Origin of the sequence: Verticiella sediminum (assembly GCF_007558815.1) — a bacterium.
Classification (GTDB): Bacteria; Pseudomonadota; Gammaproteobacteria; order Burkholderiales; family Burkholderiaceae_B; genus Verticiella; species Verticiella sediminum.
Genome location: NZ_VLTJ01000025.1, coordinates 98,896 through 116,654, shown reverse-complemented (window position 1 = coordinate 116,654; position 17,759 = coordinate 98,896). Strand labels below are relative to the sequence as shown.

19 protein-coding genes, 1 other RNA gene and 1 pseudogene are annotated in these 17,759 nt (G+C 68.2%); 4 read left to right on the top strand and 17 right to left on the bottom strand.

Annotation, left to right across the window (positions count from 1 at the left end; all coding sequences use genetic code 11):
- Positions 1–121 precede the first annotated feature (121 nt).
- The 15 genes and pseudogenes from FOZ76_RS13040 to FOZ76_RS12970 all read right to left on the bottom strand — a co-directional run bounded on the left by FOZ76_RS13040 (position 122) and on the right by FOZ76_RS12970 (position 13,681).
- Positions 122–706, bottom strand: a complete 585-nt coding sequence (locus FOZ76_RS13040; protein ID WP_143948701.1) for a type 1 glutamine amidotransferase domain-containing protein — start codon at positions 704–706, stop codon at positions 122–124.
- Between the two features lie 9 nt (positions 707–715).
- Positions 716–922, bottom strand: a pseudogene (locus FOZ76_RS28290) (Mpo1-like protein); the annotation flags it as partial.
- A gap of 146 nt (positions 923–1,068) precedes the next feature.
- Positions 1,069–1,968, bottom strand: a complete 900-nt coding sequence (locus FOZ76_RS13030; RefSeq protein WP_143948700.1) for an NAD(P)-dependent oxidoreductase — start codon at positions 1,966–1,968, stop codon at positions 1,069–1,071.
- A 137-nt stretch (positions 1,969–2,105) separates the two neighbouring features.
- Positions 2,106–3,710, bottom strand: a complete 1,605-nt coding sequence (locus FOZ76_RS13025; protein WP_143948699.1) for a gamma-glutamyltransferase family protein — start codon at positions 3,708–3,710, stop codon at positions 2,106–2,108.
- Positions 3,711–3,846: 136 nt separating this feature from the next.
- A complete protein-coding gene (locus FOZ76_RS13020) occupies positions 3,847–4,659 on the bottom strand; it encodes an SDR family oxidoreductase (RefSeq protein ID WP_143948698.1) in 813 nt (270 codons plus the stop codon).
- A complete protein-coding gene (locus FOZ76_RS13015; RefSeq protein ID WP_143948697.1) occupies positions 4,656–5,678 on the bottom strand; it encodes a zinc-binding dehydrogenase in 1,023 nt (340 codons plus the stop codon). Before FOZ76_RS13015 ends, FOZ76_RS13020 begins: the two co-directional genes overlap by 4 nt.
- 90 nt (positions 5,679–5,768) lie before the next feature.
- A complete protein-coding gene (locus FOZ76_RS13010) occupies positions 5,769–7,280 on the bottom strand; it encodes a class I adenylate-forming enzyme family protein (RefSeq protein ID WP_143948696.1) in 1,512 nt (503 codons plus the stop codon).
- Positions 7,281–7,288: 8 nt separating this feature from the next.
- Positions 7,289–7,720 carry a PaaI family thioesterase gene (locus FOZ76_RS13005; protein WP_143948695.1) on the bottom strand — a complete coding sequence of 144 codons (432 nt, stop codon included), beginning with the start codon at positions 7,718–7,720 and terminating at the stop codon, positions 7,289–7,291.
- Between the two features lie 26 nt (positions 7,721–7,746).
- Entirely contained in the window at positions 7,747–8,529 is a 783-nt protein-coding gene (locus FOZ76_RS13000) for an ABC transporter permease (protein WP_143948694.1), read from the bottom strand.
- Entirely contained in the window at positions 8,522–9,301 is a 780-nt protein-coding gene (locus FOZ76_RS12995; protein WP_143948693.1) for an ABC transporter permease, read from the bottom strand. The genes FOZ76_RS13000 and FOZ76_RS12995 overlap by 8 nt, the downstream gene beginning before the upstream one ends.
- A 49-nt stretch (positions 9,302–9,350) precedes the next feature.
- The gene (locus tag FOZ76_RS12990; RefSeq protein WP_246129488.1) at positions 9,351–10,106 is read right to left on the bottom strand and encodes an ABC transporter ATP-binding protein; all 756 of its coding nucleotides are present in this window, start codon (positions 10,104–10,106) and stop codon (positions 9,351–9,353) included.
- An 86-nt stretch (positions 10,107–10,192) separates the two neighbouring features.
- On the bottom strand, positions 10,193–11,272 hold the full coding sequence (locus FOZ76_RS12985; RefSeq protein ID WP_143948691.1) for an ABC transporter substrate-binding protein: 1,080 nt from the start codon (positions 11,270–11,272) through the stop codon (positions 10,193–10,195).
- A gap of 18 nt (positions 11,273–11,290) precedes the next feature.
- A complete protein-coding gene (locus tag FOZ76_RS12980) occupies positions 11,291–11,944 on the bottom strand; it encodes a VOC family protein (protein ID WP_143948690.1) in 654 nt (217 codons plus the stop codon).
- An 18-nt stretch (positions 11,945–11,962) separates the two neighbouring features.
- Positions 11,963–13,063, bottom strand: a complete 1,101-nt coding sequence (locus FOZ76_RS12975; RefSeq protein ID WP_143948689.1) for a DUF2817 domain-containing protein — start codon at positions 13,061–13,063, stop codon at positions 11,963–11,965.
- 60 nt (positions 13,064–13,123) lie between these two features.
- Positions 13,124–13,681 (bottom strand): cysteine dioxygenase family protein, encoded by a 558-nt coding sequence (locus tag FOZ76_RS12970; RefSeq protein WP_143948688.1) that lies wholly within the window; start codon positions 13,679–13,681, stop codon positions 13,124–13,126.
- 211 nt (positions 13,682–13,892) lie between these two features.
- Here FOZ76_RS12970 and FOZ76_RS12965 point away from each other — a divergent pair, with 211 nt between their 5' ends.
- A complete protein-coding gene (locus FOZ76_RS12965) occupies positions 13,893–14,375 on the top strand; it encodes an Lrp/AsnC family transcriptional regulator (protein WP_143948687.1) in 483 nt (160 codons plus the stop codon).
- Positions 14,376–14,481: 106 nt separating this feature from the next.
- On the opposite strand, the gene FOZ76_RS12960 is transcribed toward FOZ76_RS12965, so the two are convergent.
- Entirely contained in the window at positions 14,482–15,987 is a 1,506-nt protein-coding gene (locus FOZ76_RS12960; protein ID WP_143948686.1) for a tripartite tricarboxylate transporter permease, read from the bottom strand.
- Positions 15,988–16,000: 13 nt separating this feature from the next.
- Positions 16,001–16,459: a tripartite tricarboxylate transporter TctB family protein gene (locus tag FOZ76_RS12955; protein ID WP_143948685.1), complete on the bottom strand. Its 459-nt coding sequence runs from the start codon at positions 16,457–16,459 to the stop codon at positions 16,001–16,003.
- Between the two features lie 381 nt (positions 16,460–16,840).
- Here FOZ76_RS12955 and FOZ76_RS12950 point away from each other — a divergent pair, with 381 nt between their 5' ends.
- From FOZ76_RS12950 to ssrS, 3 genes are all read left to right on the top strand, one after another.
- Positions 16,841–17,167, top strand: coding sequence for a hypothetical protein (locus FOZ76_RS12950; RefSeq protein WP_143948684.1), 327 nt, complete (start codon positions 16,841–16,843; stop codon positions 17,165–17,167).
- 3 nt (positions 17,168–17,170) lie between these two features.
- Positions 17,171–17,479 (top strand): cell division protein ZapA, encoded by a 309-nt coding sequence (locus FOZ76_RS12945; protein WP_143948683.1) that lies wholly within the window; start codon positions 17,171–17,173, stop codon positions 17,477–17,479.
- Between the two features lie 56 nt (positions 17,480–17,535).
- A non-coding RNA gene (gene ssrS / locus FOZ76_RS12940) (6S RNA) lies at positions 17,536–17,714 on the top strand.
- Positions 17,715–17,759 lie beyond the last annotated feature (45 nt).

Sequence of the window (17,759 nt, the reverse complement as noted above, 5' to 3'; positions counted from 1 at the left end):
CCGGGCCGGCGAGGACCCCCGCGTTTGCATTCACGAGTATAGGCGATGGCGGCCCGGCGTCCAGCGGCGCCGCGCCGAAGCTCGCCCAAGGAGAACGTCGCGCGTCGATGCACCCTGGGCGCTAGGTCGGAGCAGCCGGCGCCGGCTGCTCTGCACCCAGCGCCCCGCCGCGTTTCAACGCTTCGATGAGCTTGGCGTTGAAGGCCGGCAGGTCGTCGGGCTTGCGGCTGCTGATGAGGTTGCCGTCCATCACGACCTCCTCGTCCACCCAGGCGCCGCCGGCGTTCCTGATGTCGTCCTGCAGCGTGGGAAAGCTCGTCATCTGCTTGCCCGACACCAGGCCGGCGGACACCAGCAGCCAGGGGCCGTGGCAGATCACGGCGATGGGGCGGCCCTGCTCGTGGATCGCCTGCACGAAGCTCTGCGCCCCCGGCTCGCAGCGGATGGCGTCCGAGTTGAAGACACCGCCGGGCAGCACCACGCCGGCGTACTCGGCGGGATCGGCATCGTCCCAGGTGGCGTCCACCTTGAAGCTGTCGGCCTTCTCGTCGTGGTTCATGCCGCGCACCTGCCCCGTCTTGGCCGACAGGATGTGGACAGTGGCGCCGGCGTCCTCGAGCGCCTGACGCGGGCTGGTGAGTTCGACCTGCTCGAAATTGTCCGTCACGAGGACAGCGATCTGTTTACCCTTGAGCGGCTTTGCCATGGCGTTCTCCTAGCGGGGCCCGGCCAACGGGGCGTGCCGGGCGAGCCCCTGGCCAGAGCAATCGCTATGCCCATTCGCGCCGCTGCGCCTGCCTCGCCAGGGCACCTTGCCGGTGAGCATTTGCCACCCCATTTTCCAGTCGCCCATGAAACTGTAGAGCGGCTGCTTGAACGAGGCCGGCCGATTGTGCTCGAAGCCGAAATGTCCGGTCCAGGCGAGGGTGTAGCCTCAGACGAGGCCGGCGAGTATCCGCCAGGCATTGCCGATGGCCAGGGCGAGCGCCAGGAACACCAGGGCCGCCTCGTTGTCTCCTCGCGCGCTGGGCGCGACGCCAGGACGTACGGCAGGCCCCGACCGCAGGGTCAGAGGCGGGTCACGAGGCTGGAGGTATCCCAGCGGCCTCCGCCCATTTTCTGAATGTCGCCATAGAACTGGTCGACCAGTGCCGCCACCGGAACGCGGGCGCCGTTGCGACGCGCTTCGTCCAGGACCAGGGAAAGATCCTTGCGCATCCAGTCGACCGCAAAGCCGAAGTCGAACTGGCCGTCGACCATCGTGGCACCGCGGTTTTCCATCTGCCAGCTCTGCGCGGCCCCTTTGCTGACGACCTCCAGCACCTGCTTCATGTCCAGCCCTGCCGCCTTGCCGAATGCGATGCCTTCGGACAGCGCCTGGACCAGGCCGGCGATGCAGATCTGGTTCACCATCTTGGCGAGCTGGCCGCTGCCCACGGGGCCCAGCAGCGTCACCGCGCGCGCATAGGCCGAGACCGCCGGCCGCACCCGTTCGAACACGCCGGCATCGCCGCCGCACATGACGGTGAGCGCGCCATTGACGGCGCCGGCCTGTCCACCCGAGACCGGCGCATCGATGAAGTCGATGCCACGCTGCTGGCCGCTCGCATGCAGCTCGCGCGCCACCTCGGCCGAGGCCGTGGTGTGGTCGACCAGCACGCCGCCCTGGCGCAGGCCGGCGTAGATACCGTCCTCGCCCAGCACCACGCTGCGCAGGTCGTCGTCGTTGCCCACGCAGCAGAGCACGACGTCGGCCTGGGCGGCCGCCTCGCGCGGCGTGGCCGCGTGCGTCTGGCCGAACTCCTCGGCCCAGGCGGCAGCCTTGGCCGGCGTGCGGTTGTATACACATACCTGGTGCCCCGCGGCGGCCAGGTGGCCCGCCATCGGAAAGCCCATCACACCGAGACCGACGAAGGCGACTCGCATCGGCTGTGCTGGTTCGTACGACTTGGCACTGATGGAAGACATGCTGAACTCCGCAAGAAGCCCGCAAGGGGGCGAAGGAAAAGGTACCGTGCATCCTAGCGGCGCGTGGCCGGGCTGCGCAAGCTGCACTTCCTTGGCGCTGCGCAGCCGCTGCGCAGCGCCAAGGAGGCGCGGTGTATTCAGAAGCCGGCGGCCAGGCCGTCCCGGCGGCCATCGCTGGCGACCACATAGCCGTCGACCGCGGGGTCGCCGAGGCGCCAGATGAACTGGCCGGAGCCGAAGTCCATGTCTGCGCCGGTACCGATATGGATGTCGTGGCCGCGCGCCTGCAGCCCCGCCACGGTGGATGCGGGCATGGCGGCCTCGACATCGACCCGCAGGCCCTGGTGCCAGCGCCAGCGCGGCGCGTCGCAGGCCGATTGCGGCTGCTGCTCGAAGGCCAGCATGCGCACCACGGCCTGCAGGTGGCCCTGCGGCTGCATGTTGCCGCCCATGACCCCGAAGCTCATGACCGGCGCCCCGTCGCGCGTGAGAAAGGCCGGAATGATGGTATGGAACGGGCGCTTGCCGCCGCCCACCACGTTGGGGTGGCGCGGATCGAGCGAGAAACCATAGCCGCGGTTCTGCAGGCTGACGCCGGTGCCGGGCACCACGACGCCCGAGCCGAAGCCCTGGTAGTTGGACTGCACGAAGCTCACCATCATCCCGTTCTGGTCGGCCACGCACAGGTGCACGGTACCGCCGGGCGGCGCATGGCCGGTGGCATAGGTCTGCGCGCGCTGCGGATCGATCAGGCGCGCGCGCTCGGACAGGTAGGCGTCCGACAGCATCTCCTGCGGCGTGACCTGCATGTGGCGCGGATCGGCGATGTGCGCATGCACGTCGGCGAAGGCGAGCTTCATCGCCTCGATCATCAGGTGCTGGGTGGCGGGATGGTCGGCCGGGCGCGCGCCGATGTCCAGGTGATCCAGCACGCCCAGCGCGATCAGCGCGGCGATGCCCTGGCCGCTGGGCGGGATCTCGTGCAGGGTGTAGCCGCGGAACTCGCGGCCGAGCAGCTCCATCCACTCGGGCTGGTAGTTGCGCAGGTCCGCCAGGGTGATCGCGGCGTCGTGCGCCTGCGCATGGGCGATGAGCTTGTGGGCGGTGGCGCCTTCGTAGAAGTCGCGGCCCGCCGAGGCGGCGATGCGCTCGAGCGTATCGGCCGCGTCCTTGAGGACGAAGTGTTCCCCCGTGGCCGGCACGCGTCCGCGCGGCAGGAAGTGCTCGGCGAAGCCCGGCTCATCGCGCAGCGCGTCCGCCTGCGCGGCCCATTTGCGGTGCACGGCGGGCGAGACGGCGAAGCCGCGGCGGGCGTATTCGATCGCCGGCGCGAGCGAGTCCTCGAACGGGAGTTTGCCGAAGCGCGCCTGCAGCGCGGCCCAGCCGGCCACCGCCCCCGGGATCGTCACGCTGTCCCAGCCGCGTTGGGGAATGTGGCCGTGCTTGCGCTCGAAATACGCCGGGCTCCACGCCGCCGGCGCGACGCCCGAGGCGTTCAGGCCATGCAGGCGCGCGCCGTCCCAGACGATGGCGAAGCAGTCCGACCCGAGCCCGTTGCTGCAGGGCTCCGTGAGGGCGATCGTCGCCGCGGCCGCGATGGTGGCGTCCACCGCGTTGCCGCCGCGGGCAAGCACGCGCAAGGCGGCCTGGCCCGCCAGAGGCTGCGAGGCGGCCACCACGTTGCGCGCAAAGATCGGCGCGCGCACGGAAGGGTAGGGGTTGGACCAGTCTTGAAAGCGCATGTGGGATAGGGGCACCAGGAGCCCCGGCTGCGGCATCGTCTGGGTTTGGGGTAAACCCTAAGGTTAGCGCATATCCAACTGCAACCAGAAATTCTCTTATGCTGCAGTGCAACCTACGAGCGCCACCGCACGGCCCTTACAAGCGCTGGCCGCCGCTTGCCTCGATGCACTGGCCCGTGACCCAGCGCGCCGCATCCGAGGCCAGGAAGGCGACCACCTCGGCAATGTCGGCGGGCTGGCCGAGCCGGCCCAGCGCGATGCCGGCGATGGCCTGCGCTGCCGCCGGCGAGGCCATGTCGAGCGGGTTCATCGCCGTGTCGGTCAGCCCGGGTGCAACCGCGTTGACCGTGATCCCGCGCGGGCCGAGCTGCACGGCGAGCAGGCGGGTGAGCGCCTCCAGGCCGGCCTTGGCGGGCGCATACGCGGCCATCGCCGGGAAGGCAGCGCGCGTGCCCATCGAGGAGATGTTGATGATGCGGCCCTGCTCGCGCAGGCGCGGCAGCGCCTGCTGGATGAGGAAGAACGGCGCCTTCAGGTTGACCGTCAGCGTTAGGTCGAACTGCTCAGGTGTCACCGCTTCGATCGGCTCGCGCTTGATGACGCCGGCGTTGTTGACCAGGATATCCAGGGCGGGGCTGCCCAGCCGCTGGCGCAGTTGGACGTCCAGGTCCTCGAGCAGCGCGCACGGACCGTCGGCGTGCGCCAGATCGGCCTGCACGACGAGTGCTTGCCCGCCCGCCGCCGCGATCTCGGCCACCAGCGCTTCGGCGGCCTCCCGGGCGCTGTTGCAGTGCACCGCAACCAGGGCGCCGTCGCGCGCCAACGCGCGGGCAATCGCGCGTCCGATGCCCCGGCTCGCGCCCGTCACCAGGGCGACCTTGCCCTGCAGGCTGCGCGGGTGAGCGGCAGCAGGCGCCAGATCCTCCGGCCGCTGCGCGGCAGCGCTCATGGCAGGATCACCAGCTTGCCGAAGGCGGTGCGGTCTTCCAGGGCGCGGAAGGCGTCGGCGGCCTTCTCGAGCGGGTAGGACATTTCCACCGGGGGATCGAGGCGGCCTTGCTGGACCAGCTCGAGCAGGGCGTGCAGGTCCTCGCGCATCCAGCCGTTGGAGCCGAGGATGTTCAGCTCGAAGGTCCAGATGTAGCGCAGGTCGGTCTTGGGGTCGAAGCCGGCGGTGGCGCCGCAGGTCAGCAGCGAGCCGCCCTTCTTCAGGCTCTTGATCGACGGTACCCAGGTGTCGCCGCCGGTGAAGTTGATGATCATGTCGACCCCGCCCTCGCCGGTGATGCGCGGCTTGCCGGCGATGCCGTGCAGGGCCTTCATGAAGTCGTCGGCCTTGTAGTCGATGCCGTGGTCGGCGCCCAGCGCGGCGAGCTTGTCGAGCTTTTCCTGGCTGGATGCGGCCACGATCACCTCGGCGCCGCTCAGCTTGGCAAGCTGCACGCAGCACGTGCCCACACCGCCGGAAGCGCCGAGGATGAACACCTTCCTGCCGGCCCAACTGCCGTCCAGCGGCAGGCCGCCGCGCGTGACCATCATGCGATAGGCCGTGCCGTAGGCGACGGGCAGGGCGGCGGCCTTGTCGAAGCCGACGTTCCCGGGCAGCCGGATGAGCTGCTCGGCCGGGACTTTGCAGTACTCGGCGAGGCCGCCGTCCACGGTCTCGCCCAGCAGCGCGTAGCGGCCCTCGCGGGTCAGCGGGTCGGCGAGCACGCGATCGCCTTCCTTCCAGTCGCCCGCATTGGGCCCAACGGCGGACACGGTGCCGGCCATGTCGATGCCCATGATGATGGGCATGGGCACCTTGATGCCCGGCATGCCGTGCAGCGTGAAGAGATCGTGATAGTTGAGCGCGCATGCGCCGACGCGGATCACCACCTCGCCGTCGCCGGGGGTGGGGGTGGGCCAGTTCTCTTCGAAAGTGATCTGGTCCAGATCGCCGTGGGAGCGGATGACCTGTGCTTTCATGGGTAGACCTCGATGATGTCAGTGGCGCGAAGCGCCGGATGTACGCGGCTGCCGGTCGGGCGGGCGGCGCGGGCATGCCGCGCGCCTGCCTCAGCGACCCAGGCCGGCAGCCAGTTCCTTGATGCGTTTCTTGTCGATCTTGTTGGCGGCCGACAGCGGCATCTCGTCGATGAAGCGCACGAAGCGCGGGTGCTGGTAGACCGGGCCGTTGGCCAGGGCGTAGGCCTTGATCTCGTCCTCGGTGACGCTGCTGCCGGGCTTGCGCACGATGAAGGCGGCCGGGATCTGGCCCTTGATCTCGTCGGGCACGGGCACCACGGCGGCCTGCGCCACGCCGGGGTGCTTCTCGAGCAGCAGCTCGATCTCGCCGGGGTACATGTTCTCGCCGCCGCACACGAACATGTCGTCCGCGCGCCCGACGAAGTAGTAGAAGCCGTGGGCGTCGCGGCGCATTACGTCGCCGGTCTTGTACCAGCCGTCGACCAGCCGCTTGCGCGTCTCGTCGTCGCGATTGAGGTAGCCCGGCATGATGGCGCCGTTGCGCACGTAGAGCTCGCCTTCGTCCGGGCTGCCGCCTTCCAGGCGCACCTGGACGCCGGGCAGCGGGTGGCCCAGCGCCAGCGGCGGACGCGGCAGGCCGTCCGGGTGCGGGCCGAACACGGCCGGGCCGGTCTCGGTCGTGCCCCAGCCGTTCTGCACCACGGCGAAGGGGAACATGGCGCGCACCTGCTCGAAGAGCGCGTCGCTGACCGGCGCCGAGCCCATGGCCACGCTCTGCACGCTGGCAAGGTCGAGCTGCTCGAGCAGATCGGTCTCGCGCGCGCAGAGCGCGAACATGGTGGGCACGCCCGTGACGATGCTGCAGCGATGGCGCGCGGCGGCTTCGAGAAAGGCGCGCGCGTTGAACTGCGTCATCAGCACCAGGGTGCCGCCGTAGGCCGTGACGGTCTTGGCGAGGAACAGGGCGTTCATGTGCGACAGCGGGGCGGCGGTGAGCACGCGCGCCTGGTGCTCGCGCATGAACTCGCCGCCGTTCGCGGCGACCGCGCGCAGCGTCCAGATATAGCCGCCGTGGGTCAGCGGCACACCCTTGGGCACGCCGGTCGAGCCCGAGGTGTAGAGGATGGTGGCGGGCTCGTCCGGCGGCACCTCGGCCGCTTCGAAGGCGCCGAACGACAGGCTGGCGGCCCAGGCGCGGCCGTCGCCCAGGGGCAGGGTGTCGACCTTGCCCGCCAGGCGTCCGGCCCAGTCGGCGTCGGCATAGACCAGGGCGACGCCGGCGTCGCCGAGCACGTACTCCACGCTCTCCAGGGCCAGCTTGTAGCCGATCGGCACGGCGCAGTAGCCGGCCTGCATGATGCCGTAGTAGGTCAGCAGGTACTGTGCGCTGTTCAGGCCGACCAGGCCGATGCGGCTGCCTGCCGGCAGCCCGCGCGCCTGCACCGAACGGGCCACCGCCGCGGCGTAGCGGCGCAGTTCGCCGTAGCCGAAGCGGCGCTCGCTGCCGTCGGGCGCGACCTCGATCAGCCAGGGATGGTCGTCGGGCAGCTCGGCGATCATGCCGCCCAGGTTGCTGCTCTCGGGGAATGCCGGACCGGTCACAGCGCGCCTCAACCCGGTTGCGAGCTGTAGCAGCCGCGGCCGATCGCGGTCAGGCGGCCCTGGTCGTCGAACACGTCCACATCGGCCACGCCGACGGTGCGGCCCACGCGGCGCGCGGTGGCGCGCGCGATCAGGTACTCGCCGCCCGAGGGACGCAGGTAGTCGACGCGAAAGTTGATGGTGGGCACGCCGCCGCCGGCGGCCACGGCCACCGCGAAATCGCCCGCGGTGTCGATGAACGAGGCGATCGGGCCACCGTGGAACTGCCGGCCTTCGGGGTCGCGCGTCAGGTTGCGGGCCAGAGGCATCTTCATCTCGACCACGCCCGTTTCCGCGTCGACGGCGGTGATCGTCATCTGGCAGGCCTTGATGAAGGGCGCCGAGTCGGCCCACTGCTGCAGCACTTCCTGGGTCACGGCGGGCTTGGTCGGATGGGACATGCGAACTCCTGTAAGGGTGAGGTGCGTCACTGCTTGCGGTACTTCCAGAACACAGCGCGATGGTGGGCCAGGCGCACGGCCAGCGCGAGCAGCGAGGCGAGAGCAGCGAGCACCACGATCGCCGCGAACATGGACGCCGCGTTGATGTCGTAGGATGCGGCGCGCAGGTAATAGCCCAGGCCGGCGTTGGCGGCCAGGAACTCGCCCACGACGCAGAGGATGAAGCTCAGCGCCGCGCACACTTCCAGGCCGCTGAACACGTAGTCGAGCGAGGCGCGCACCTTGACGGCGAGCGCGATGCGCCAGCGGTTGCCGCCGAAGGCGCGGCCCATGTCGAGCAGTTCAGGCGGCGCAGCGTGCATACCGGCGACAGTGTTGATGAACATCACGAAGAACGTGCCGATCGCGACCAGCGCCACCTTGGAGGCCAGGCCGATGCCGAACCAGACGATGACCAGGGGCGCGATCGCGACCACCGGCATGGCCTGCAGCGCGAGCGCCATCGGGTACAGCGCGCGGTCGAGCACGCGGACCTCGCCCACGATCACGCCCAGCACGAAGCCCAGGCCCGCGCCGATGGCGAGCCCGCCCAGCGTGCCGTAGAGCGTGGCGAGCAGGTGCGGCGTGAAGCCGCCGCCGTCCATCCAGGCCCGGAGATTGCGCGCGATCTGCGCCGGCGTGGGCAGCAGCGCGGCGTCGGCGACGACGAGCTGGGCCAGCGCCTGCCACAGCCCGAGGAACAGCAGGATGCCGGCGATGGGCAGGACGACGCGCATCCAGCCCGGGACGGCGTAACGGGTGTCATCCACGGCGCGCGCCCTCCCAGAAGATGGCGCGCCTGCGCACCAGCGCGAGCAGCGAGCCGCCGAGATAGCCCAGCACGCCCAGCAGGATCATGGCGGCCACGGCGGTGACCGCGTCCAGCGCGTTGGCCGAGTTGTCGATCAGGAACCCCGCGCCGCCCATGCCCATGATGAACTCCATCACCACGCAGCCGACCAGGGCGAAGCCCCAGCCCACCTGCAGACCGGCGACGATGGAACCGGCCGCGTTGGGCAGGCTGCAGTGCAGATAGGTCTTGAGCAACGAGGCGTTGAGCGTCTGGAACAGATCGAGCAGCACGGTGGGCGTGGCGCGCACGCCGACGAAAGTGCCGACAAATACCGGGAAGAAACAGATCAGTGCGACCAGCGCGATGGTGCTGCGCGTGTCGAAGCCCAGCCAGAGCAGCACCAACGGGGCGATCGCCACCTTGGGCACGGCCTGGATCAGCACCACCACGGGATAGGTGAGCAGCTCGAGCTTGCGGTTCATGGCAAGCGCGCTGCCGAGCAGCACCGCCAGCACCGAGCCCAGCACGTAGCCGCCGAGCGTGGTCTTGAACGTGAGCCACAGGTGCGGCCAGAGGTCGCCCGTGGTGACCAGCCCGGCCCAGACGCGCGCGAAGACCTCGCCCGGCCCCGGCATGAGACGGCTCGGGATCGCAAAGCCCCGCACCACGGCGTACCACACCAGCACCAGCAGGACGATCGGCGCCACGCGCACGGCGGCGCCGCGCGCGAGATCGATGACCGGGTTCATCGTGCGTCCTCCGCGGGAGCGCACGCCGGGACAAGCGGCAGCGAGGACATCAATGCTCCCGGTTGAACATGTCGCGCAGGTGATTGGACAGCTCGACGAAGCGCGGATCCGCCAGCGTGTGCACGTCGCGCGGGCGCGGCAGGTCGATGGCGACGTCCTCGATCACCTTGCCCGGGCGCCCGCTCATGACCACCACGCGGTCCGACAGGAAGACGGCCTCCTGGATCGAGTGGGTGATGAACAGCACCGAGGGCCGCGTCTCCAGCCAGATGCGCTGCAGCTCGATCATCATGTTCTCGCGCGTCATGGCGTCCAGCGCGGAGAAGGGTTCGTCCATTACCAGGATCGACGGATCGCGGATCAGCGAGCGCGCCAGCGAGACGCGCTGCTGCATGCCGCCCGACAGCTCGTGCGGATAGCGATCGTGAAAACCCGACAGGCCGACCAGATCGAGCAGCGAGCGCGCCCGCGCAGCGGCCGTCTGCACCGACTTGCCGGTCAGGCGGATCGGCAGGAGCACGTTCTCGAGCGCGCTCTTCCAGGGCAGCAGCGCGGCCTGCTGGAAGGCCACCCCGACGTCGTCGCGCGCACCGCTGGCGGGCACGCCGTCGAACTCGATCGTGCCGGTGGTGGGCTTGAGCAGCCCCGACACCAGCTTGACCAGAGTGGACTTGCCGCAGCCCGACGGGCCGAGCACCGAGACGAAGGAGGAAGGCTGCACCGCGAGGTCGAGCTTGTCCAGCGCGAGCACCGGGCCGCGCCGGCTCGGGTAGCTCACGCTGACGCCGCAAAGCTCCAGCAGCATGCTCTTGCCGGGCCCAGGCCGGCGCGGCGCCGGCGCCTGTCCGGCCGGCGCGGCCTCGTCCCGGACCGCCTGACGAACGCTGCTCATTACTGGGCTGCCTTCGCGGCGGCGCGCACGGCGTCGGCGTCGAAGTCGTTGGCGGCCTGCACGAACTGGTCGGTGTAGAGCGTGGCGACGTCGAAGTCGGTGGTGGCGATCTGTTCGCCTTCCTGCATCTTGGCGACGATGTTCTTCCAATCCTCTTCGGTGTAGGCGCCGTGCTTGCCATCGAGCGAGGCGACCTCGCCGATCTTGTAGGTGCCTTCGTTGACCGCGACGAAGGTCTTGACCCACTGGGCTTCGTTCTCGGGTGTGGGCTTGCTGCTCGGGTCGATCTGCCAGTAGGCCCGCACGCAGGCCTCGGTGTCGGCCATGCAGGCGACCAGCGACTTGGTGACGGCGCGGCTCATGCCTTCGACGAGCTTGGGATTCTTCTGGATCAGTGCGTCGCTGGTGGCGATGCCGTTCGAGAAGATGCGGCGGAATTCCTCGGGGATCTCCAGGCGGCGGATCGGCGTGCCGGCCTGTTCCATCATGACGTTCTGCGTGGCCGGCAGGTTGAGCGCGTCCACGCTGCCCGATTTCATGCGCTCCCAGGCGGCGGGGCCCACGCCCACCGGCAGCACCTGCACGTCCTTCATCCAGGTCACGTCGGCGGTCTGCAGCATCAGGCGCGACATCGGCAGGTTGCCCCAGCTCAGCGCGCCCACGCCGAGCTTCTTGCCCTTGAGGTCGGCCAGCGTCTTGATCGGGCTGTCCTCGAGCACGGTGAACTCGAAGATGTTGCGCGGATAGAAGTTGTAGAAGAACTTGATCGGGAACGGCTCGCCCTTGGAGGCGGCGATGATCGCCAGGTCGGGGTTCATGATGCCGAACTCCACCGAGCCGTTCGCGACCTGCGGGATGAGCACGGCCGTGCCCTGCACCGAGACGTAGTCGAGCGCGATGCCTTCTTCCTTGAAGAAGCCGAGCGTGTCGCCGTACGGGATGGCGGCCTCGACCGCGGACCAGGCCGGCGGATAGCCGATGCGAACCTTCTGGAGATCCTGGGCCTGCACGGCGCCGGTGGACAGGGCGAGGGCGAGGGCGAGCGGAGCGGCGGCGAGCGCCTTGACGAAGGATTTCATGGACGTGGTCTTCGAAGATCAGGAATGGCGCAGAGGATGGGTGCCCGAGGTCAGGGCGACTTCACCGCGTGGAGTGCGCAGCACCACGCGCATGTACGGTGCATCGGCCGCGCGCAGGCAAACCGGCATGCCCAGCCGTTCCCACAGCGGGGCGAGCTGGGCATGGACGGGATGCCCGGCTTCGCAATCGACGAGGCCGAACTGTTCGGGCAGCCGTTGCGACGGATGCGGCGTGTCCAGCCAGTCGATGAAGAACGGGGCGTACAGGCCGAAGGCGTTCGGCTCGGGAATCATCAGTTTCCAGCGCAGCGTGTCGCCCTCGGGCGTGACACGCTGCAGCTCGTGCACCGGCGCCTCGATGCCGAAGGCGCGATAGGCTTCGGTCAGCGCCGGGAAGTCGTCGGCAGTGCAGCGCATGATGATGCGATGCAGTTGCGGCCGCGCCAGCGCCTCGATGCCCGAGCGCATGTCGCTGCGCACGGTCAGCGCGGGATCGGGGCCGATGAGTTCGAGATAGGTCGGCGTGTTCCCGCCCGCCAGGCGGTTGCGGGTGCCCAGCGTGGGGTGGCTGCCGCCCGGCACGGGCTCGATGCCGGTGAGGTGGGTGAACTGTGTACACAGGTCATCCAGGTCCGGGCCGGCATACATGAAATGGTCGATGCTGATGGGCATGGCGCTTTCTCCGGGGATTCAGGCGGCGGGCTGCCAGGCGCGCAGCCCGTCCAGCGCCTCGTCGGCGATCCGCAGGCCGGCGCGCAGCGCGCGCTCGCGCCATTCGGGGCTCGAGGGGCAGAAGGATTCCATCGCGCGCTGGCGCAGTTCGGTACGCTCGCGCTCGGACAGCCCGGTGTCGAAGCGCAGGCGATTATCCACCTGCAGGCCCTCGATGGTGGCTTCGGGCGGCGTCGTGCCGAATTCGATCACGGCGCCGGCGAATTCGGCCTGTGCGCAGAAACCGCGCAGGCCGTGAAAGACCAGGCCGGAGTACTGCGGCCTGGGCGCGCCGTCGAAGCCGGCCTTGGTCTCGACCGCATCGCGGCCCCACCAGGCACAGCAGCGTTCCCATTCGGGGCCGCGCGGCGTGTTGAAGCACAGGAAGAACGGTTCGCCATACTCGCCCAGCCCGGTGTGCCAATCGATGAACGCGATGCGTTCGGCCTGGGTGAGAAAGCGCCGGGCCACGGCCTCGAGGGCCAGGTTCGACCACTGCCGTTCGCCGCCGCCATACATCAGGCCGCGCGGGTACTCGTACTGGCCGTTGAATACCGCGTTGAAATAGGCGGTGGTGCCGCGCTCGCTCACCCAGGCCGCCAGCGCGGCCTTGGCCGCCGTGCGCCCGATTTCGCTCGGGTCTTCCGGGCAGAGCAGCGCGTGCACCTCGCGATAACCGGGGTTGGCGGGCATGCCGGCCGCGAAATCGATGAAATTGCGGTTCAGGTCGACATTGTTCTCGTTGGTGCGCAGGGTATGCGCGAAGCCGTATGGGTTGACCGCGTGCACCAGCAGCACGGCGACGTCGTCCGGCAGCTCGCGCGCCCGCCCGCTGGACATGAATCGGCTGAGCAGGGGCGAGGCGGCATAGCCTTCCGAGCCATGGGTGCCGCTGAGCATGACCAGCACCCGGCTGGCCCGGGGCGCGCCAAGATAGGCCGCGTCCAGGGCCAGCGCCTCTGCCGAGGGCCCTTCATACCCGGGCAGAACCTGGCTGAAGAGCGCGGCGCCCGCCGCCTGCGCTGCATCGAGGAAGCGGTTGCGGGCGTCGGCGTAGCTGCTGGGATAGGAGTCTGTCATGGCAAGTGGATCGCAGAGAGCGCCCCGGCTTGTTTGTACAAGGGCGCCAAGGCTAGTGGCTTAGCTGGGGTCGGTCAACCGGTTGACGTGCGTGGCGACGCGCTCGCCGTCGATCCCGTAGACGTGCAAGGATATCGCTATCTGCCCGTCGTCGTTGCCGAGGCGGTGGATTTGCTCGTAGCCCGCGTGGCCGTAGCCGGTCTGACCTGCCACCCGCGCCACCGTCTCGCGCAGTTCCGAACGCGAACGCCCGGCATCCCAGCGGTAGCGCTCCTCGGTCAGGCGGCCGGCGAGCACGCGATAGGCGCACCAAGTGTAGTGCGCGTGCACGGCGGTACGCTGTCCAGGCGCCCAGACCAGCGCCACCATCGAGAAGCGCCCGCGCGGGTCGGCGTGCAGCAGATGCCGGCAGTAGCCGTGGGACGCCGGCTGGCGAAAGCGTTCGGCCAGGATGCGCGCGTCGTGGGCGTGGGCTCGCAAGGCCTGTTCCACGGTGGCGGGGAGGGTTGCGGGGTCGCCGGCGCAGGCCGCGGTCACATCGGCGACGATGCGCCCGAGCGGCGTGCCGGGGGCGTCGATCTGTGGCAGGGCGGAGCGTGGGGCGTCGAGAACGGTCATGGTGCGGGTGCTATCGAAGGCCGTGCCCAGGGCAAGGATGCGTGGGCGCGGGGAGGGCGGCCTGCTCGGCCTTTCTCCGGGTGTCGTCAATAGCAGAAATACTAGGTAAGATCGCCCGCAAATGGGTTGCGTTGTTTCTAATGATACCGGCTACCTTTAGAATTTTTTTCTATTTGGTTATGCCTTGCCGGTCTTTTCCTGCGATTACCGGATGGACAAGAAAGATCTGAAGCTGCTGGAGATCCTGCAGCGCGACGCCAGCGTCCCGCTCGCCCAACTCGCGCAGGAGGTCAATCTCTCGCCCACGCCCTGTTGGCGGCGCATACAGAAGCTGCAGGAAGCCGGCGTGATCGCACGCCAGGTGGTTCTGTGCGATGCGGGCAAGCTCAACGTGCCGCTGACCGTGTTCGTGAGCATACGCACCAGCCAGCACAACGAAGCCTGGACCCGGCGATTCGTCGAGGCGGCGGCAGGCATCCCGGAGATCGTCGAGATCTACCGCCTGAACGGCGAGATTGACTATCTGCTCAAGCTCGCCGTGCCCGACATCGCCCGCTACGACGCCGTGTACAAACGGCTCATCCAGTCGGTCGAACTGGCCGATGTGAGCTCGGCGTTCGCCATGGAAGTCATCAAGTCGTCCACGGTGCTGCCCCTGGATTACGCCCTGGAGAGGCGTCAGGGCGCGGCCTGAACGACTGGCTTCGCCTGCTTGCCGGGAAAGAGAAGAGCCCCCGGTGCTCGCGCAGCCGGGGGCTCCTGTTCACGCTGTGCCGGAGGGGGAGCTCCGGCCGTCGGGATCAGTCTTCCTCGACGAAGGTTTCCTCGCGCTTCTTGCGGATCGCAGGCAGCGTGACGAAGATCACCAGTACCAGCGCGATACCCAGCAGCACGGCCGACAGCGGGCGCTCGACGAAGGTCATGAAGTCACCGCGCGACAGCAGCAGGGCACGGCGGAAGTTTTCTTCCATCATGGGGCCGAGCACCAGGCCGAGCAGCAGCGGGGCGCCTTCGCACTTCAGCTTGGCCCAGACATAGCCGATCAGGCCGAATGCCGCCGTCACGTAGATGTCGAACACGTTGTAGTTCAGCGTGTACACACCCACCGAGCAGAACACCAGGATCGCCGGGTAGAGGATCTTGTAGGGCACCTGCAGCAGCTTGACCCACATGCCCACCAGCGGCAGGTTCAGGATGACCAGCATCAGGTTGCCGATCCACATCGAGGCGATCAGGCCCCAGAACAGCTCGGGGTGGCTCGAAATGACCTGCGGGCCGGGCTGGATGTTGTGGATGGTCATCGCGCCGACCATCAGCGCCATCACGGCGTTGCCCGGGATGCCCAGTGTGAGCAGCGGGATGAAGGAGGTCTGCGCCGCGGCGTTGTTCGCCGATTCGGGACCTGCCACGCCGGCCGGGTGGCCCTTGCCGAAACGTTCCGGCGTCTTGGAGATCTTCTTCTCGAGCGTGTAGGACGCGAACGAGGAGAGCACCGCGCCGCCGCCGGGCAGGATGCCCAGGACCGAGCCGATGGCCGTGCCGCGCAGCACGGCGGGGGCGGACTCCATGAACTCCTGCTTGTTCGGGTAGAGCGAACCGATCTTGGACGTCAGCGAGACACGCTTCTCGCGCAGCTCGAGGTTGTTGAGCACTTCGGCGAAACCGAACACACCCATGGCCACGGCGGCGAAGTCGATACCGTCCTGCAGTTCGGGGATGTTGAACGCGTAGCGCGCCACGCCGGAGTTAACGTCGGTGCCGACCATGCCCAGGAGCAGGCCGAGCAGGATCATGCAGATCGCCTTGAGCAGCGAGCCGGAGGCCAGCACCACGGCGCCGATCAGGCCCAGCACCATCAGCGAGAAGTACTCGGCAGGGCCGAACTTGAAGGCGACCTCGGCCAGCGGGGGCGAGAATGCGGCCAGCAGCAGGGTGGCGACCGAGCCGGCGAAGAACGAGCCGATGGCGGCGATGGCGAGGGCGGAGCCGGCGCGCCCGTTCCTCGCCATCTGGTGGCCATCGATCACGGTCACCACTGCGGAAATTTCCCCTGGCAGGTTGACCAGGATGGCGGTGGTCGAACCACCGTACTGCGCCCCGTAGTAGATGCCGGCCAGCATGATCAGGCCGGCCACCGGCGGCAGCACGTAGGTGATGGGCAGCAGCATCGCGATGGTCGCGAGCGGGCCGATGCCGGGCAGCACGCCGATCAGCGTGCCGAGCAGGGCGCCCAGGAAGGCGTAAAACAGGTTCTCGGGTGTAAAGGCGACCGAGAAGCCGAGCGCGAGGTTTGATAGCAGTTCCATGCGTGACTCCGAATCAGCCGATGAACCAGGGGTAGAGCGGGAAGATCAGGCCCAGGCCCTTCACGAACGCCACGTACGCGAACACCACCAGGAAGACGGCGTTGCCGATGGCAACCTTCCAGGTGAATTCATGGCTGGCGAAGCTGCTGATGATCACGAGCAAGGCGAGCGACACGTACAGGCCGAGAGGACGCATGAGCAGCCCAAACAGCACTACCGAGCCCAGCACCAGGAACATGCTGCGCCAGTCGAACTTGTCGACCTGGGTTTTTTCGGCTTTCGGAGAAAGCGCGCTGAGCGCGATGACCGCGCCGAGGATCGCCATGATCGTGGAAATCCAGAAGGGAAAATACCCAGGGCCCATCCGGGCTGCGGTGCCCATCTGGTAATCGGTGGCAAACCAGGCGAACGTCAGGCCCAGGACGATGAACATCACCCCTGACCAGAAGTTCTGCTGTGACTGTATTCGCATGGTGCGAAACTCCTCTGCAATTGAATGGATTCCCCCGTCCGCCATCCTGCGGTACCGCCCAAGTCTGTAGGCAAAATGCAAGCTACTGGCCGGAAAAGCGCAAGCTTTGGGAAGTGCGCAATGGTAGTTGATATGATTGCCCCTGAATACAAATTGCAAAGCCGGCGCAGTCGGGGTTTTCCCGAGTTTTGAAAGAACTTTGAAAGGGTTTCGCCGGCATTGCTGACAGCCGCGCCGGGCGGGTTCGGTCGCGGCGGCCGTGCCGCAGGCAGGCCGGTCGCGCTTTCGGATTCCCTGCACCCAGGGGCCGTGGCGCCGATGCCGCAGGGCCCACGGACTGCGCGTAGCGGTGCCGCCTTCGATTGGTTTACGATTACGCCCATGCTTGAAGACCTCGATCACCTCGCCGTCCGCGTACGCCAGTTGGCCAAGTACGCCGAGTCCACGAAAGCCGAGCTCGCGCGCCTGACCCAACGGTCCCAGGCCGAGCAGGCCGCGCTCTCGGAGTCCTATCGGTCGCAGCTCGCTGCGCTCACCGAGACCTCCCAGCGCGAGAAGGCCGCTCTGTCAGAACGGCTCGCCGTGAGCGAGGCCGAGAACCGCCACCTGCGCAGCCTGCTGGTGGCCGCCCGCGAGCGCGTGGAGGACGTGCTTTCGCGCATCCCGGACCCGGATGCGCGCGCGATGCAAGAACCCGCGGAGCAATAAGCGATGGAACGATTGGACGTCACGATTCTTGGCCGCGAGTATTCGCTGGCCTGCACGCCCGGCGAACGCGACTCGGTCGTGGCCGCCGCCCAGCACGTGGACCGCACCATGCAGCGGCTGCGCGACGCCAGCAAGCCCGGCACGAGCGCCGAGCGCGTCGCCATCATGGCGGCGCTTCAACTCGCGGCCGAACTGCTCGCCACCCCCGTGTCCGGATCCGGCGATTCGGATTTTGCGTTGGGCGACTACAAGCGTAAAATCGAAGACATGCAGCGCGATATCGATGCGGTGCTGCCGAACGTTCAGGTCTGAAAGCCTGGCGCTCGCAAGAACAACAGAACATGTGGCTGGCTTGCCAGCTACGACAGTCTTCCCTGCGGTGTTCGTGACTCGGCCAAATATCCTGTTCCAATGTGATGGCATAGGTTGCGGAATTATGTAGCGTAGGTGCGATTGCCTCTCGTAGGCGAACCCGAAGCGCGACTGACTGCGACCACTTGAACCTGAGGGTTCAGGATGCCGGCCTGGCGGCACAGGCGGGGATTTTCTGCAACGGCCCGGACTTTGTCCGGGCCGTTTTTTTATGCGCTCC

What these genes read in the sequence shown, in the direction of transcription:
- FOZ76_RS12990 (WP_246129488.1), bottom strand. Translation starts at nt 10,106, where the DNA reads ATGCTGCTGGAGCTTTGCGGCGTCAGCGTGAGCTACCCGAGCCGGCGC.
- FOZ76_RS13025 (WP_143948699.1), bottom strand. Translation starts at nt 3,710, where the DNA reads ATGCGCTTTCAAGACTGGTCCAACCCCTACCCTTCCGTGCGCGCGCCG.
- FOZ76_RS13040 (WP_143948701.1), bottom strand. Translation starts at nt 706, where the DNA reads ATGGCAAAGCCGCTCAAGGGTAAACAGATCGCTGTCCTCGTGACGGAC.
- FOZ76_RS12960 (WP_143948686.1), bottom strand. Translation starts at nt 15,987, where the DNA reads ATGGAACTGCTATCAAACCTCGCGCTCGGCTTCTCGGTCGCCTTTACA.
- FOZ76_RS13020 (WP_143948698.1), bottom strand. Translation starts at nt 4,659, where the DNA reads ATGAGCGCTGCCGCGCAGCGGCCGGAGGATCTGGCGCCTGCTGCCGCT.
- FOZ76_RS12965 (WP_143948687.1), top strand. Translation starts at nt 13,893, where the DNA reads ATGGACAAGAAAGATCTGAAGCTGCTGGAGATCCTGCAGCGCGACGCC.
- FOZ76_RS12980 (WP_143948690.1), bottom strand. Translation starts at nt 11,944, where the DNA reads ATGCCCATCAGCATCGACCATTTCATGTATGCCGGCCCGGACCTGGAT.
- FOZ76_RS12995 (WP_143948693.1), bottom strand. Translation starts at nt 9,301, where the DNA reads ATGAACCCGGTCATCGATCTCGCGCGCGGCGCCGCCGTGCGCGTGGCG.
- FOZ76_RS12950 (WP_143948684.1), top strand. Translation starts at nt 16,841, where the DNA reads ATGCTTGAAGACCTCGATCACCTCGCCGTCCGCGTACGCCAGTTGGCC.
- FOZ76_RS13005 (WP_143948695.1), bottom strand. Translation starts at nt 7,720, where the DNA reads ATGTCCCATCCGACCAAGCCCGCCGTGACCCAGGAAGTGCTGCAGCAG.
- FOZ76_RS12955 (WP_143948685.1), bottom strand. Translation starts at nt 16,459, where the DNA reads ATGCGAATACAGTCACAGCAGAACTTCTGGTCAGGGGTGATGTTCATC.
- FOZ76_RS13030 (WP_143948700.1), bottom strand. Translation starts at nt 1,968, where the DNA reads ATGTCTTCCATCAGTGCCAAGTCGTACGAACCAGCACAGCCGATGCGA.
- FOZ76_RS12945 (WP_143948683.1), top strand. Translation starts at nt 17,171, where the DNA reads ATGGAACGATTGGACGTCACGATTCTTGGCCGCGAGTATTCGCTGGCC.
- FOZ76_RS12985 (WP_143948691.1), bottom strand. Translation starts at nt 11,272, where the DNA reads ATGAAATCCTTCGTCAAGGCGCTCGCCGCCGCTCCGCTCGCCCTCGCC.
- FOZ76_RS12975 (WP_143948689.1), bottom strand. Translation starts at nt 13,063, where the DNA reads ATGACAGACTCCTATCCCAGCAGCTACGCCGACGCCCGCAACCGCTTC.
- FOZ76_RS12970 (WP_143948688.1), bottom strand. Translation starts at nt 13,681, where the DNA reads ATGACCGTTCTCGACGCCCCACGCTCCGCCCTGCCACAGATCGACGCC.
- FOZ76_RS13015 (WP_143948697.1), bottom strand. Translation starts at nt 5,678, where the DNA reads ATGAAAGCACAGGTCATCCGCTCCCACGGCGATCTGGACCAGATCACT.